18 protein-coding genes and 1 tRNA gene are annotated in these 14,473 nt (G+C 32.5%); 10 read left to right on the plus strand and 9 right to left on the minus strand.

Going from position 1 to position 14,473, the window contains the following annotated elements; all coding sequences use genetic code 11:
• Nucleotides 1-14 precede the first annotated feature (14 nt).
• The 5 genes from pnuC to JF76_RS05600 all read right to left on the minus strand — a co-directional run bounded on the left by pnuC (nt 15) and on the right by JF76_RS05600 (nt 3,809).
• On the minus strand, nt 15-728 hold the full coding sequence (pnuC, locus tag JF76_RS05580; protein ID WP_045928174.1) for a nicotinamide riboside transporter PnuC: 714 nt from the start codon (nt 726-728) through the stop codon (nt 15-17).
• Between the two features lie 135 nt (nt 729-863).
• Entirely contained in the window at nt 864-2,027 is a 1,164-nt protein-coding gene (locus JF76_RS05585) for a cation:proton antiporter (protein WP_045928175.1), read from the minus strand.
• A gap of 214 nt (nt 2,028-2,241) precedes the next feature.
• A complete protein-coding gene (locus JF76_RS05590; RefSeq protein ID WP_045928176.1) occupies nt 2,242-2,568 on the minus strand; it encodes an AzlD domain-containing protein in 327 nt (108 codons plus the stop codon).
• Nucleotides 2,555-3,262, minus strand: coding sequence for an AzlC family ABC transporter permease (locus JF76_RS05595; RefSeq protein WP_045928177.1), 708 nt, complete (start codon nt 3,260-3,262; stop codon nt 2,555-2,557). Before JF76_RS05595 ends, JF76_RS05590 begins: the two co-directional genes overlap by 14 nt.
• A gap of 139 nt (nt 3,263-3,401) precedes the next feature.
• Nucleotides 3,402-3,809, minus strand: coding sequence for a carboxymuconolactone decarboxylase family protein (locus JF76_RS05600; RefSeq protein ID WP_045928178.1), 408 nt, complete (start codon nt 3,807-3,809; stop codon nt 3,402-3,404).
• A gap of 157 nt (nt 3,810-3,966) precedes the next feature.
• Between JF76_RS05600 and JF76_RS05605 the strand changes: the two genes are divergently transcribed.
• From JF76_RS05605 to JF76_RS05620, 4 genes are all read left to right on the plus strand, one after another.
• Nucleotides 3,967-4,335: a MerR family transcriptional regulator gene (locus tag JF76_RS05605; RefSeq protein ID WP_034979600.1), complete on the plus strand. Its 369-nt coding sequence runs from the start codon at nt 3,967-3,969 to the stop codon at nt 4,333-4,335.
• Nucleotides 4,336-4,479: 144 nt separating this feature from the next.
• Nucleotides 4,480-4,569 (plus strand) — tRNA-Ser (locus tag JF76_RS05610).
• Nucleotides 4,570-5,113: 544 nt separating this feature from the next.
• Nucleotides 5,114-5,788 (plus strand): hypothetical protein, encoded by a 675-nt coding sequence (locus JF76_RS09945; RefSeq protein WP_156962760.1) that lies wholly within the window; start codon nt 5,114-5,116, stop codon nt 5,786-5,788.
• Complete coding sequence (locus JF76_RS05620) at nt 5,769-6,902, plus strand: ImmA/IrrE family metallo-endopeptidase (RefSeq protein ID WP_045928179.1); 1,134 nt, start codon at nt 5,769-5,771, stop codon at nt 6,900-6,902. Before JF76_RS09945 ends, JF76_RS05620 begins: the two co-directional genes overlap by 20 nt.
• A gap of 794 nt (nt 6,903-7,696) precedes the next feature.
• On the opposite strand, the gene JF76_RS10225 is transcribed toward JF76_RS05620, so the two are convergent.
• From JF76_RS10225 to JF76_RS05640, 4 genes are all read right to left on the minus strand, one after another.
• A complete protein-coding gene (locus tag JF76_RS10225; protein WP_052697078.1) occupies nt 7,697-8,245 on the minus strand; it encodes a peptidoglycan recognition protein family protein in 549 nt (182 codons plus the stop codon).
• A 240-nt stretch (nt 8,246-8,485) separates the two neighbouring features.
• Nucleotides 8,486-8,806: a hypothetical protein gene (locus JF76_RS05630; protein ID WP_045928180.1), complete on the minus strand. Its 321-nt coding sequence runs from the start codon at nt 8,804-8,806 to the stop codon at nt 8,486-8,488.
• Nucleotides 8,807-8,835: 29 nt separating this feature from the next.
• Entirely contained in the window at nt 8,836-9,066 is a 231-nt protein-coding gene (locus JF76_RS05635) for a hypothetical protein (protein WP_045928181.1), read from the minus strand.
• A 359-nt stretch (nt 9,067-9,425) separates the two neighbouring features.
• A complete protein-coding gene (locus JF76_RS05640; protein ID WP_045928182.1) occupies nt 9,426-9,632 on the minus strand; it encodes a cyclic nucleotide-binding domain-containing protein in 207 nt (68 codons plus the stop codon).
• Nucleotides 9,633-10,132: 500 nt separating this feature from the next.
• Here JF76_RS05640 and JF76_RS10505 point away from each other — a divergent pair, with 500 nt between their 5' ends.
• From JF76_RS10505 to JF76_RS09950, 6 genes are all read left to right on the plus strand, one after another.
• A complete protein-coding gene (locus JF76_RS10505) occupies nt 10,133-10,264 on the plus strand; it encodes a hypothetical protein (protein WP_279625412.1) in 132 nt (43 codons plus the stop codon).
• Between the two features lie 122 nt (nt 10,265-10,386).
• Nucleotides 10,387-10,971: a hypothetical protein gene (locus tag JF76_RS05645; protein WP_045928183.1), complete on the plus strand. Its 585-nt coding sequence runs from the start codon at nt 10,387-10,389 to the stop codon at nt 10,969-10,971.
• Nucleotides 10,961-11,335: a hypothetical protein gene (locus JF76_RS05650; RefSeq protein WP_052697079.1), complete on the plus strand. Its 375-nt coding sequence runs from the start codon at nt 10,961-10,963 to the stop codon at nt 11,333-11,335. Before JF76_RS05645 ends, JF76_RS05650 begins: the two co-directional genes overlap by 11 nt.
• Before the next feature lie 221 nt (nt 11,336-11,556).
• Nucleotides 11,557-11,967 carry a tyrosine-type recombinase/integrase gene (locus JF76_RS10420; RefSeq protein ID WP_244267929.1) on the plus strand — a complete coding sequence of 137 codons (411 nt, stop codon included), beginning with the start codon at nt 11,557-11,559 and terminating at the stop codon, nt 11,965-11,967.
• A 290-nt stretch (nt 11,968-12,257) separates the two neighbouring features.
• Nucleotides 12,258-12,506 carry a tyrosine-type recombinase/integrase gene (locus JF76_RS10530; protein WP_341853136.1) on the plus strand — a complete coding sequence of 83 codons (249 nt, stop codon included), beginning with the start codon at nt 12,258-12,260 and terminating at the stop codon, nt 12,504-12,506.
• Nucleotides 12,507-13,135: 629 nt separating this feature from the next.
• Nucleotides 13,136-13,966 (plus strand): hypothetical protein, encoded by an 831-nt coding sequence (locus JF76_RS09950; protein ID WP_052697080.1) that lies wholly within the window; start codon nt 13,136-13,138, stop codon nt 13,964-13,966.
• Nucleotides 13,967-14,473: the final 507 nt, after the last annotated feature.

The raw sequence follows: 14,473 nt of genomic DNA on the forward strand, positions 1-14,473 counted from the left end.
AGACTTCTTTTTTGTTAGTGAAACCAGCTAACATGCTTATCGGTAAATGCCAGTAGATCATTAGTTAAATACAAAATATATGTTAAAAATAAAGTTAGATTAGCATCCCCTTGAAATGCGGTAACTCCCCATAAAATAATTGAAAGTATTCCCTGAATAGTCCAAAAATAGTATTGCTCGCGAAAATGTAACATACAAAGAAGAGATCCAGTAATTCCAATTGCTCCAGCTGTTGCATCGATTAGGGGTCTTGGACTAGTAAAAAGTTTAGTATCTAGCAGATAAAGTAAAACTAGCACCATGGCAAAAAATATAATGGTAAGAAGCCACTTTATCAGTGTCAAACCATGAATATGTTTTTCCGTATCTTTAGACCAAGACGGCAACATTAATACAGGTAAATCTAACAGCAAAATATAAATAGCTTGCAAAATCACATTGGCATAATTTTTGGCGTATATGGAAACTATAATATAAATCGCAGAAGAAATTAAACCTAAAATACCATTGATTTGTCTGGCATTAGTAATGGCAAGTGTACATGTAAAACCCAAAATTGCAGCTATCATTGTTAACAAGGAAATTTGAGTAACAGGTGCGGCTACAGTAGTACCAACAATAATGCCTATTCCCAACATTAATAATAAATATGTTTTAAAACTCCAGCCTCGCATCTGCTCTATATACCATCTTAATTTAAATATCCCAGCACTCGGCTTTATTTTCATCAGACCTTCCTACCTTCTGTTTAAGTTTAACAGTGAAAAAACACGGTTTTAATCATAGCATAACTTCTAAATGACTTTAAGAAATTTAACTATAAGGTCAGATCTCTGTATTGATCTTAAGTATCTTGTTTTGCTTTATTCATTCTTATCCATTCTTAATATTGACCATTTGAGGAGAAAGGGTGAAATTACGGTTGTCATAATTATTGCTCCAATGACTGTTGAATAAGCTGCTGGCGCTAGTAGATGGTTGGTTAAACCTATTTGTGCGACAACGAGAGCCATTTCACCGCGCGAAACCATTCCGGTCCCGACTAACAAGGAACTGGAATTGCTAAAACCCGCCATTTTTGCGCCCAAGCTTGCGCCAACTAATTTTGATAAAACACCTCCAATTATCAAAACGATAAATAAAATAAAGTCGTGTAATATTCCCTTAATGCTCATATCTAAACCAATACTGACAAAAAAGACAGGAATAAAACTGCTGTAGCTAATCACGGTAAAATTTTTCTTGAGCGTTTTCTGTGCTGAGGTACGATTCAGAGCCAAGCCGACAAAAAAAGCGCCAATTACGTTACTAAGTCCTACTTCTTCAGCAGCCCAAGAAGCTAATACTACAATAATCATTGCCACCAAGGTTTCTGGAACAGGCAATGTCAGACGCTGACTTAAGCTAATTAACCGAGGTATGACATAAATGCTAAGAAGAACTAATAATATAAGAAAGGCTGCCTGAACAAGGAGGCTAATAATAAAGTTTTTTTCCATACTTGAACCTTGCTCAGAAACACCTGTCAGTCCACTAACAATGCTCAAAAGTAATATTGAGAGCAGGTCATCTGCTACTGCAGCACCTAAAATTGTCATGCCCTCCTTTCCTTCCAGGCGTCCCATTTCTTGCAAAACGGCTACCGAAATTGAAACCGAAGTAGCTGAAAAAGTTAAGCCTAAAAATAAACTTTCAACCTGTGAAAAATTAAAGAGAATGCCTGTTATATAAGCAATAATAATTGGTACTATCATACCAAAGGCAGCTACCAACACACTAGGACGAAAAAGTTTTTTTAGTGTTTTAATATCACTGTCTAGACCTGCCAAAAACATCAAAAAAATCACACCGATGTCGGAGAACACTTTAATGATTCCGCCCGGTTGTACCAAATTAAAGATTCCCGGTCCAATCACTATCCCAGCTAGTAATTCGCCGACAACAGCTGGTAATCTTAACCTTGCACTAAATTGTCCGCCAATTAGGGTAGCTATTAATATAACAACTAGCATTCCTAAAAATTTCATTTACCTTCCAGCTTTCTACAGCAAAAAAGACCTTCAAAATTGCTCAGGCAACCCAAACCTGAGAACAATTCTTGAAAGTCTTTCACTTCAACCAAAATATTTATTTGATTTTTAATAACAAATTTGCTTAATAGTTATAAATTAACAACTTTAATTAGTATAACTCACAATTCTCTCAAGATAAACTTTTAGAAATGTAAATCAGTTAGCAACTTTACAAAATTAACCTTAATAAAGCTAATGAAACAATTCCAACTATCACAATCACTAAAAGTGACTTGCTAATAACCGCTGCTATAAAAGTTGGCACTGCAGCAACAAGATATTCAAGGTTAGCTTTTGGCAATTGACCTGGTTGAGCGGTGAATAAATTGCAAAACCACATAGTAGACATTATAACTATCGGTACAAAAGATAGAAATTCAACCACTGCTTTAGGTAAAGTGAATTTTTTTAATAAAACAAAGGGAAGTATCCGCGATAGCCAAGTTGCAAGTTCACATCCGATAATAGTCAAAAACAAATAGTTAGAAGAAGACACGTTTTATTACCATCCCCAATGCACATCCAATAAGAGTTACAACAATAATAACCAGACTGGGTGGCAAAATCATTGTCAAAATATAGGTCAACAACATTGTCAGTAAAATTACTATTACTTGTAACAGCTTATTTAAAGACTTATCATTGTTTACTTGCAAATATAACAAACCAATAAACATTGCCACATTTGCAAAATCAAGACCTAATTGTTTTGGATCTTTAATAAAGTTGCCAAGTATGGCACCAATCGCTGTAGCAAATACCCAAGTTTTATATGAAATCATATTTTCAGTATTGAACCAACTGAAATTCATTTTGTCATTTGTAAAATTAAGTTTATTCATTGCTAGAGCAAAGCTTTCATCAGTTAAAAGCGTACCAATTAAAATACCTTTGCCCAGTTTATCTTTCTTAAAGTACGGTGCCACCGTTGTACTCATTAAAATCATCCTTGAATTGACCATAAATGTAGTAAAAATAATTGAAGCAATCGGACTACCTGCTACTAGCATACTAATAGTGGTAAATTGTGCTGACCCAGCATAGATTATGATTGACATCATGATTACTGTAATAGTCGAAAAACCTGTTGAGCGAGCAATCACACCAAAAGCGGACGCAATTCCTAAATAGCCAAAAACTGTTGGAATTGTGTCAATAACAGCTGCACGCTTAGATAATGAACTTTCCATATTTCACTTCTTTAACTCAAAAATTAACTTACAATTAAATTCATGCATGCTTGTTTTATAGTCATAAAAATACGAACTATATCAGCTTCAGATAAAAAAACTAGTTTACTTATAACAGTAACTAGTTTTAGTCATGACTTTATTCACTTTTATTCGATTGCGTGAAATCTATTCCACGATCTTTGAATACCTTTTTAGCAACATTAATCGCGTTTAGCACTTTCGGAAATCCCACGTAAGGAATAGTTTGAATAAATGTCTCGATTACTTCCTTTGGCGTTAAGCCGACATTTAAAGCGCCATTGATATGAACATTCAGTTGCGGTTCAGTGTCACCTTGTGTCAGCAAAGTTGTAATGGTAATCATTTCCCTTTGCTTTAGATCCAGGACACCACGATCGTATACGTCACCAAATGCAAATTCAATAATGTAGCGACCTACATCTTCAGATAAACCAGCTAGTGAATCAATAACTGATTTGCCGCCTTCTTGATCAACTTTTTCTAAATTTACTAAACCCTTTTGATAACGTTCATCATTTTTCATAGTTTTTCTCCTTTTTGTTTTGTAAACTTTTTTAACGGTTTATAGAATAGTTGCTGGAGTATAGTCCATGTCAACTACTATTTTAAAATTTTTTGGTAGTGGTAAAATATGACGATGTATCATTTACCTAGCTTGAATTTTTTAGAAAGGAACTACAATGAAATATTCAATTGGTCAATTTTCGAAACTTAGTGGCTTTTCAATCGACACACTGCGTTATTATGAAAAACAAAAATTACTTTTCCCAAATCGTGATGAAAATAATCGTCGCATTTATACTGAAAAAGATGTAGCATGGATTAGTTTCATTTCCCGCTTAAAAAAGACTGGTATGAGTATTAAAGAAATGCAAAAATACACCAAATTACGCTATGAGGGTGACCAAACTATACCTGATAGACTTGTTTTACTGTTTAAGCAGCTAGATAATTTACATGAACAGGAAAAGAAAATTGACGATAATATCAAGTTTGTAGAACAAAAAATCAAAACCTATCTCAAGACAATCGGTGATCTAAAAGAATAATATTGCTATCTAGTGTGTATACTGATTTAATTGCTTTTTCCGATATTACATCAAGCAAATACACAACAAACACGCACTTGTTCAATTTAGAAGAAAATGGCAAGTTGAAAAAATATTCAGTTAAGGTATAATGTTATTCGTCATGGAGAGTTGGCAGAGTGGTAATGCACCGGACTCGAAATCCGGCGAACCAAGTTTTTCCTTGGCGCGCAGGTTCAAATCCTGTACTCTCCTTAAATATATGGTCTTGGAGCTTGATATATTAGTATTTTTAATTTATGTGATCGCCAAATGTTCGCCAACCTTTTAATTATAGTAATTCAGGATCCAATATAAAAGAGCAGTTATAAAAACTGCTCTTTTATTTATATAATTTTGTACCTCTATGCCGTGCGGTTTTAATGCTAAATTTTGTTTTTAATTAGCTGATTTATACCATTTATACTTATGGGAATTCAACATTTTTGAATGTCCAACAGCAATGTCTATCGATAATTGCTAAAACTACGGAATAGCTAAATGCATATAATTTTATTAAATATATTAGATATTAAATACTTTAAAACGGCTACCATAAATTAAATTATTGAATAATATTTTCTTATAAAATCAAAACTTGACAAAATATGCTTAAAATGTAAAAATGTAATCATAAATATTAACTAAATATACTTGATTCAGTATATTTAAAAATTACAAAAACTCAAAAATATGTTTTTGCATTCTATAAATTCGATCTTAGAAAGGAACGTTTACAATGAATTATCTAAATAGCTTATTGGAAAATAAAATTGATCCAAGTTTACCCGGTTTCTTTTCTGGTTCAATAAAGAAAGGATATAATTTGGCGAATGAGCTAGTAAAAAGAGAAACTGATCTACAATTACCTGAAGCTAAAATTACACATGGCAATATCAGGCACGCATACGTTGACTTGTTGTTAAAACATGAGCTTATTAATTCAAATATCAATTTAAAAATGGAATCAAATCTTGTTGTTCCAAACGGGTATAGCTACTTAACTTTTACTTCTAAAAATTATATATTTACCGTAAACAAAACTACGAAAAAATCTGCATTACCTAAAATTGCAAAAAATCGTATTTTTCTGAGTCAGCTAAATAAGGATATCCCAATTTATAGACAGATGTCAATTTTTGATCAAAATGCGGATGAAAAAATTAATACTAAGGATGAAAAAAATAATATTGAGGATGAAAAAATTTATTTGATGATAACCTATGGTGGAGTCGGATTTAATTTAGAATATGTTGAAATTGGCTTACCTGATGTTGGTGCAAAAAAATGGCTTTACCAAAAAAATATAACAAATTCCTTAAGCATTGTACAACCCGCTACAGATTCAGAAAAATATGACTTAAAATTAAAATTTAAGAATGAAGTAAAACAAAAGCTGAATAAGGAGCAAAAAAATGATGGAGGTACAATTTAACCCTGGTCAATTAAAGCTTGCGAGACTAACACGCGGTTACACCATGGCACAGCTTGCTGAAAAAGCCTCTCTTTCCCGTGAATCAATTAGTAAATATGAAAGAGGTTTTACCATACCTCGTGGAGAATCTATAATTAAAATTGCTAAGGCATTAAAGTTTCCTATTAATTTCTTCGGAAAATCTAGTCAATTTGTTTCCACAGGGCCAGTATTCTTTCGTAGTCAAGCTGCAAGTACAAATAAATTACGTGATATGCAGAAAGCTAGATTAAAATTTGAAATTGAAAACACAAATTACATATCTCAATATATTCAACTTCCTAGGTTGAATATTCCACAACCACTAAACATTGAAATAAAAGATATTAACCTTGAAGAAATAAAGAATATAGCACACAAAGTTAGACAGTTATGGAAATTAGGCAATGGTCCAATCAAAAACTTAACTAATACTATGGAAGTAAATGGAATTATTATTGTTGAAACTACAATGAAAAGTCAAAAAATGGATGCTGTTTCAACTTGGGCTAATGGTAGACCATTCATTGCATTAACAAATAATGGTGAATCTCCTATGCGGAGACGATTCAATCTGGCTCATGAATTAGGTCATTTACTCCTACACAACAGTGTAGACAATATTTTTGAGCTTAATAGTAAGGTTTATAAAAATATTTTAGAACGTCAAGCTAATCAATTTGCGTCAGATCTTCTTTTACCTGACAGAGAATTTTCAAATTTTATGCTTTCAACAAATATGGCATTTTTCTGTGAAGCAAAAAAATATTGGAATGTTTCAATTTCAGCTTTAATATACAAAGCAAACTCATTACATTTACTATCCGAGAATCAGTATTTATATCTTGAAAAACAACTTTCTAGAAATGGTTGGCGCATACATGAGCCAGGGGACAACGATTTGCCTCAAGAGCGCCCTAAAATCTTTAAAGAATCGCTGAAAATGCTGTTAGATGCTGGGGTTACCACTAAGCAAAATGTAGAAGCTAATTTAGCTTTACCTATAGACGAACTAGAAGCCACGTTTCAAACCGATTTTAGTAATGATAATGTTGGAAGCTTCACTACTAAACCACATTTAAGAATTATTAAATAAGAAATAAGCCACCCAGAAATTAATCTGAGTGGTTTTTATTCATAATTATAAAAATCATGCTGGTACTTTTCTTTTTCTTGTTTATCTTTTTCCTGCTTTTGTTGTTTCTTTTTTGCTTGTTCTTGTTTTTCATACTCGTAGTACTCAGATATTATAAATTTTAATTACAGGTATCATTATAGCAAAAAGAGATAAAACGGTTTTGATTATTCTTTCGAGTGATACACTAAAATGATGAGAAAAAGCATATGAGACGAGTAATATTAATATTGTCGAATTAGTGGCGCATTCAAATATTGATTCAATAAATTTACCAAAAAATATGCTTTTTTTTAGGATTAATCTCCGCTAAAATGACAAATCCTATATCGTAAGTAAAAATCCACAACCATATAATGAAAACAGAAACCAAGTATATCCAAAAATCCTTTTCACAGTGAGCATTAAAAAAGAAATTAAAACCATTAAATAATAAAACAAAACCAATCTTAGAGCCGGTGTTTTCTTTGAATTGCTGTATATTAGTCTTAATTTCAGAATTGGTGGTTTTTTCCTTTCTTTCATAATATATACATTAAAAAAGACGGAGATAATAGCCAATTCAACAGTTGGAACAATATCTGTATAATTTTTGCTTTTGATTAAAAGATACAAGAATGCAAACGTAAATAAAACATATATACTCCAAAGAGACCAAAGCACAACTTTTTGTCTTTCATATTAACATCACCTTTAATAAAATAATTATAGCACCAAAACAAGCCACTCCAGAGCAATGCTCCAGAGTGGCTTAATTAATATTTTTTAAATTGCCCCATTGTTTTACCGTACTTATCCTTGCCAACAATATAGCCATAGCCATTAGCACGTCGCTGTCTAAGCCATAGTCGTTTCGGTCCTTGCAGAACTGCATCATATTTAACGGCACTACCCTTTGGCAGTTTAGCAATTGCAGGTGCGCTAATATGTGGAGAGGTATGTTGCTTAAGTGCTTTGCCTAAAATAAAAGTTCCAGATTTTTTAACACAGGTTGATTTGTTGCTTGCACTTTTAGCTGGCTTTTTAGCTACAAGGGCTTTACCGCCAACTCCATTAGCAATATCGTGTGCGAACTGTGCTTTGCTAACGCCAATGCTTGAAAGATAGTCGTAAGGATCGCTGTGGTCTGTATTCCCTAAATTATGTGTTACCCAGTTATGTGTTTTTACCCCTCGTTTAGCATTAGTATCCAGTGTTAGCGGTATACCGTACTTTTGAGCATACTCACGAATTAAACTGATATAGTTACGGTAGGCATTTTTCGCACGTGTTTTATTGCTGAACTCGCACAGGTCAATTTGCATTGGTGAGAGCTGATTACATAGTACCTACATCCCCACGCTACATAGCCTAAGCCACCTACCAGATAACACTCTTTGTCATCCACTATTAGATGAACGTAGGTCTGTACCGTATTAATACCTGCTTTCATATTATGCGCAATAGCCCAAGCTTAACCATTAGGAGTTGCTGTAGAGTGAGCTACAATAATATCTCCTTTAGCCAAAGCAGATGCGCCTTCATTAGCAGAAAGTGCGTATTTTTTATTTAGCTTCATTTTTTACACCTTCTTGGTAAGCCTTCTCAACCATACCCTCAGCTGTTTCTTTGGTTAATTTAGCCTTAGATGCCTTTGCTTGCTCGAGCAATGCGTCAGTGGCTGCCTGCTTTTTCTCTGCTCCAGAAGCATTGGTATGAGTTGCCTGCTGTGTATCAATATATTGGGCAACGTCATACAGCCACTTCATTTTTTTCGGCAAATGCTGGATTATGTTGTTTAGCATATTGATAGACAACAACAATACCGACTGCCAATAAAACAACATGGGCAATAATGAATTTAATAGATTAATAATTTGAGTCATTTTAATTTCCTTTCAATAAAAAAAGAACACTATTTAGTATTCTCTAACTTCTTTTTTAATTTTTCGTATTTTTCTTCAATCTCTAACCGTCTTTTTCGCTCAAAAAGATAGTCCTGCTTAAAATTATCTCGTTCGACTTTCAGGTTTTTGATAACATCATCCGTTTCCTCTTTGTGCGATGTGTGTGTTACCGCTAAAAAGGTGGCAGCTACTTCGTTTAGTGTTCCTAAAGCATAGATAAGGCTAGTCACATCATGCATGCTACCACCTCTCTAACTTTGATATATACTATATAAGCATAATAATGATATTGCAGTTTCAACGATTACTGTAACATCCATACGAAACTCACCAGCACCAAAGGCATGCCCCAGCTGTAAACCAAATTAAGAACCACAATGACCATGCACCTAATATTAAAATAAACATGCGCCAACTCCTATGACTTTTCTTTAGCATAGAATCAATGGTAATTAAAAGACCTAGCAATATTATTGCTAGGTCTAGTCTTTTAACAAGTTAGTACAAATAAAGATAGTTGGTCGGGATCCTGAGCTTTTCTCGCAATGCCTCGGTCTATTTTTTGTGCTTCCAAAGCAGCATTTCTAATGTTCATTGTTTAATCCTCCATTCCTAAAACCTTGTAGGTTTTCTTTCTTGTCCTAACGACCCTCTTAGTGTTATTTCCTTTGATTGCATGATTAACACTAAATCTGGTTTCGCCCATTAAAGCTGCTAATTCAGCTTGTGTCATATTCTTGTTAATCAGAGCAATTTTTTTCTCGATTTGTCTTTGAATACTCTCTAACTTTTCCTCTGTTGGCATGCTTCCACTTTTTTTATCTATGCAAATTTGGTTGTCAACTTATTAATAAACTAATTGACAACCATTAGGATATATCCTAATATTGGTTCATAACAAATAAGCTAAGTATCAGCATTCCCGTTGCATTTATTGCTTTTTTGTTGTTTCAAATTTGTTTATTAACTTGTTGATAATTAAATATTACTAATATTTCCTAAAAATTAAATAGATATATTAGTATAAATTAGTAAATATAGCCATCAATAGCTGGAAAACCATGATATGAGTACATTTGAAATTATAAAAAACTTAGCTAAGGAGAAACATATTTCTCTCTACGAGATTAACGATTGAGCTAGATTGGGTAAGAATACTATCTATAGTTGGAAGACTAGTGTTCCAAGTTTGGAAAACACCCAGAAAGTGGCTAAAGTATCACATACGTCTACCGATTACCTGCTAGATAATACAGATGACCAGATGACCCTTTGCCCATTTCCAACGTGAAGGACAAAAGCACAGTGGATTTAGGCCATGACCAGGTATTCTCCTATCGTGGCAGACACGTACCAGAAAAATACTTGAAGATGGTTAAAGAATTAATGGATGCAGATATTGAAGAAGATGATGATAATGGCGAGTGGCTTAACTAATTATTTACTAGGCTTTGCAGGTAAGAACATTAAAAAGGTAGACATAATCTGCATGAATTGCGGTAAAAAATTTAGATATTAAAGATACTAATCGATTTAAAAATATTACAGGAGGTTAACCAATGATTGTTGATAAGGGTCCTGCTTGCCTAACTTCATTCGTTATAAAAGATGATAGAAATGGTCAACCAATAAATTATCTTGATTTCAATGGAAAGTCACATAAAGATATAGTAATTGAAACCACAGTTTGGGTAGACAAAAGTTTTAAATTAGCTGCAACTACACATCATTTTACTCGTTTTTATTTAACTTTATATTCTACTGATATATACAGTGACATACCACTTGATATGGCTTATCAAATTCCCCGGTTTTCAAATAATTCAAATGATATACCATATCCTGGAGTATATATTCAGTATCATATCGAATTAGACCCTAAAGAATTAGACAAAACAAATTTTTTTAAACTCAAATTCAAAGTCAAAGTTGACGCAAAAAGTTCAATTCCTGTTCACGATCGTATTAATCCTCACAAATTAATCAATCCAGAGATAAAATCGTATTATATCAGGTTATCACATGCCCATTTTAATTCTGAAGAACAATCTGAAAGTCAGTTCTATACATTCAATGATCTCTTAGATGAAAATAAGATTTTTGACACTGTTATCCCTATAAAGGTGAACTCAAATGGAGACTAATGACAATATTATTACACTTGATAATGCAAAAAAAGACACAATAAATTATTCTCAAGATTTACCAATTGATAAAAGTGAATATTACAATAGTAAAGATGGTGGTAACAATATGAATAACAAATATGTAACTCACACTGAGCTTGAATTAAGTAATGAAAAAATCCTACATAAAATAGATAATCATTTTAACGAACAAGACAAACATTTTATCAAAATTGAAAATGCATTAGAAGTTCAAAATAATAAGATTCAAGATACAGATAGAAAAGTAAATAAAATATACGATTGGATAATTGGCGGCTTTGTATTGACTGTACTCACAACTATTATTAGTACAATTATCACGAACTTGTTAGCAAAATAATAGCTACAACAAAAAAGCCTCAGGAAGTGAGTTGTTGCAATTCCTGAAGACTAATCTGAGAGCAATAGCAAAGCTATTATTGTACCTCTTTTAACAGATTTTTAAAGAAAAATAAATATGGCACATTGGAAAAATGCGGTGACAAATGACGTGCTCAAGTATCGTGGTATGACAATTTAGGCAAACGAAAATTCAAAGTTGAGAGTGGCTTTTTTAATAAATTGCAAGCTCGCAAGTGGGCAAATAAAATTGAAGTGGCAAAAGATCAGAACTTAATTTCAAATCAAGATCCTGTTTTTGCTGACTACTTTAAAGATTGGTACTTAAGATATAAGGCACCAGATAAAACACGCGACACTGTTAGTCGGTACGCTCATATTTACAAAATTATAAAAGAAAACTTTGCTAATATTAAATTGTCAAAAATGACTCGTGCCAAGTACCAAAACTTTCTAAACGGTTACGGCAAGACACACGCTAAGGACACTGTTCGAAAAACTAATGGAAGCATTCGGAGCTGCATCAAAGATGCGATGAGCGAAGGACTGTTAAGGTTAAACTATACTGAACGAATAAAACTTACTTGGAATGATAAGAAAACTCGTAAGACTGAATATCTTAACTTTAAGTAAGTACAGCAACTGAAAGAATTATTGCTAAAAGACATTAAGCCAACATACGTTAGCCGCTATATGTTGCTAAACATCATTTACATGGGCATGAGACCTGGTGAAATCAGAGTGCTAACGTGGCACGATATTGATTTTAAAATCAAGAAATACATTTAACGAAGTCCTGGGACTACGATAGCAAAAAAATTATTAATTATGATTCAGATGAAATTAACAAGGAAACCAAGAATAAGTTATAAACCCGTGTGATCAAGATTGACCAAAAACTACTGGATATTTTATGTCAATTAATGGTTAATAATCATGAAAGATTATTCATAGATAAATTTGGTACAATTCTCACATCTAATGCAGTCAATAAAACATTGAGAAAACAATTAGACAAGCTAGGCATTGAGAATAAAGGTTTCCACTTTCATAGTTTACGGCACACTCATGTGGTTTTACTACTTTTTAAAATGTTGACCTCTACTCTATTTCTAAATGCCTTGGTTACTCAAACAAGAGTATCACGGCCAATACTTACGCCTATATGTTAGACGAGCTTAAGCAAAAATCAGACAAACAAATTATATGCATCTTAGATGAAATATAGGCATCCAAAAATGTATCCAGGTTCAACCTTGTTAATTATACTTAATCTATAAATTATTGATAGTAAAGGATTTTACTGTAATTAAACTTGCTAATAAACGTAGGATTCGTCTGTACTCTCCTTAAGTTAACAAGCTTGTAATATCTACTATTACAAGCTTTTATTTTGCTCCTGCAAGGCATTCGCACGGCATAAAACTAATAAAGAGTAGTTTTTTAACTTTTTTTATTATTTTAAGTTTTGAATTTTCCCAGCTTATAATTTTTTGAACTATTTTTGCCGAGCAAAATGTTTTAGGATATCATGACCTAACTTTTGACCATGTGCTTTCTAATAAGCTGTTTATGTTATATCGCAAAGGCAATTCCATGCAGCTTCTAATGCCTGAAAATAATGATTAGGATTGAATTGTTTTTAAACAAAGATAAGCCGGGAAAAATTTTAAGTAAAGTTGTCCATGTAGAATACGATATTCAATAGCACTAAAAAATATATGTAAATTTATTCTTTTAAGACATTTATAAAAATGGTAAATTATAAATGTACTGATACAAGTATAATGGGAGAAGGGAAATGAAATTTTTATGGGTAATTGCACTAATAATATTTGTTATTTACATTATTATTAGTGATAGAAAATCAAAAAATAGAAAAGATTATAAAGAAGCACCAACACCAAGTAAAAATCCATCAAATGAGCCATTAGTAAAACGTTGGTGGGTATGGGGACTAATACTAGTTTTAATTTATGGTTTCTTTGTATCAACTTCAAATAAAGCCGAGAATCATGATGAAACATACAAAACTACCGCACCTCATTCAATAAAACCATCTCCTGTAAAAAAGAGGAAAAAGCTTTCTGACTATGCTTCCAAAAAGGTCTCCAAATTTATACCAGTAAAGAACACAGCTAAAGCAGTTACTTTAGGCGCTGGTAAGTATAAGGTCGGTAGAGATATAAAGCCAGGCAGGTACGTTATTAAAGCTGTTAAGGGCAGTGGGAATTTATCTAACAGCGATTTTACTATTAACGTTATTTTAGGAAACGATGATAAAGGAGATCAGTTAACTTCTTTTACTACCAACTTAGTAAAAAATGACAAAATCAAGTTAGACTGGATAGAGTCTACAAGCTTCACGCCAACACCGGATAAATATACTTATAAAACAAAAATAAGTGCTGGTATATGGTTAGTAGGGCTTGATATTAAACCCGGAAGGTATGTCATACGGCCAATAAAAGGCAGAGGTAACTTGATATCAGAAGATGGGTCTGATAATAATTTAAACGAAATATTAGGCAAAGATACTGAAAAAGGTCAAGTCAGCAAAGTAACGGCTGATTTAACTGCTGGAGAAGTTATATTGTCTACTATAGAATTAATTGGCTTAAGTAAAAAATAAGATTTAAATATTTAAAAAACAAAAAACCTCTAAGAGATCACAGTTCGAATTTAGATTTCTTAGAAGTAACGCAAATACAACACTGTTATGCCCTTTTGCATTCTCTATCATAGCAGTAAAGGAATTGATTTATATGCTATTTCAAAACGTTTAGGAAACTCATACATGACAATAACTGCAAAAACTTATGCCTATATGCTTGATCAATCTAAAGCACAGCAAGATGATAATATCGAAAAAATCGTCAATAGCATATAAAAATGTTCGCCAACTTTAAAATTAATTATTAATTACTAAATTTCATTTTCTATTATTTTTATAAAAATAAACTGCACCCTTCTTTTATCATTACTATGAAAATAATCTTATATATTTTTTGTTTTACAAAAAGGCATTGAGCAATATAGCACAATGCTTTTTTACATGCTTTTTCTTACTCTGTACATTATAAATAAACTACAAACTATTTATAAAATATAAAAAATGTTCACAAGGTGATCGACTTTA

This window comes from Lactobacillus kullabergensis (genome assembly GCF_000967195.1).
GTDB classification, from domain to species: domain Bacteria; phylum Bacillota; class Bacilli; order Lactobacillales; family Lactobacillaceae; genus Lactobacillus; species Lactobacillus kullabergensis.

What these genes read in the sequence shown, in the direction of transcription:
- JF76_RS05650 (WP_052697079.1), top strand. Translation starts at nt 10,961, where the DNA reads ATGGAGACTAATGACAATATTATTACACTTGATAATGCAAAAAAAGAC.
- JF76_RS10530 (WP_341853136.1), top strand. Translation starts at nt 12,258, where the DNA reads ATGGTTAATAATCATGAAAGATTATTCATAGATAAATTTGGTACAATT.
- JF76_RS09950 (WP_052697080.1), top strand. Translation starts at nt 13,136, where the DNA reads ATGAAATTTTTATGGGTAATTGCACTAATAATATTTGTTATTTACATT.
- JF76_RS05630 (WP_045928180.1), bottom strand. Translation starts at nt 8,806, where the DNA reads ATGACTCAAATTATTAATCTATTAAATTCATTATTGCCCATGTTGTTT.
- JF76_RS05640 (WP_045928182.1), bottom strand. Translation starts at nt 9,632, where the DNA reads ATGCCAACAGAGGAAAAGTTAGAGAGTATTCAAAGACAAATCGAGAAA.
- JF76_RS05635 (WP_045928181.1), bottom strand. Translation starts at nt 9,066, where the DNA reads ATGCATGATGTGACTAGCCTTATCTATGCTTTAGGAACACTAAACGAA.
- JF76_RS05620 (WP_045928179.1), top strand. Translation starts at nt 5,769, where the DNA reads ATGATGGAGGTACAATTTAACCCTGGTCAATTAAAGCTTGCGAGACTA.
- JF76_RS05605 (WP_034979600.1), top strand. Translation starts at nt 3,967, where the DNA reads ATGAAATATTCAATTGGTCAATTTTCGAAACTTAGTGGCTTTTCAATC.
- JF76_RS05595 (WP_045928177.1), bottom strand. Translation starts at nt 3,262, where the DNA reads ATGGAAAGTTCATTATCTAAGCGTGCAGCTGTTATTGACACAATTCCA.
- JF76_RS05645 (WP_045928183.1), top strand. Translation starts at nt 10,387, where the DNA reads ATGATTGTTGATAAGGGTCCTGCTTGCCTAACTTCATTCGTTATAAAA.
- JF76_RS05600 (WP_045928178.1), bottom strand. Translation starts at nt 3,809, where the DNA reads ATGAAAAATGATGAACGTTATCAAAAGGGTTTAGTAAATTTAGAAAAA.
- JF76_RS05585 (WP_045928175.1), bottom strand. Translation starts at nt 2,027, where the DNA reads ATGAAATTTTTAGGAATGCTAGTTGTTATATTAATAGCTACCCTAATT.
- JF76_RS10225 (WP_052697078.1), bottom strand. Translation starts at nt 8,245, where the DNA reads ATGCAAATTGACCTGTGCGAGTTCAGCAATAAAACACGTGCGAAAAAT.
- pnuC (WP_045928174.1), bottom strand. Translation starts at nt 728, where the DNA reads ATGAAAATAAAGCCGAGTGCTGGGATATTTAAATTAAGATGGTATATA.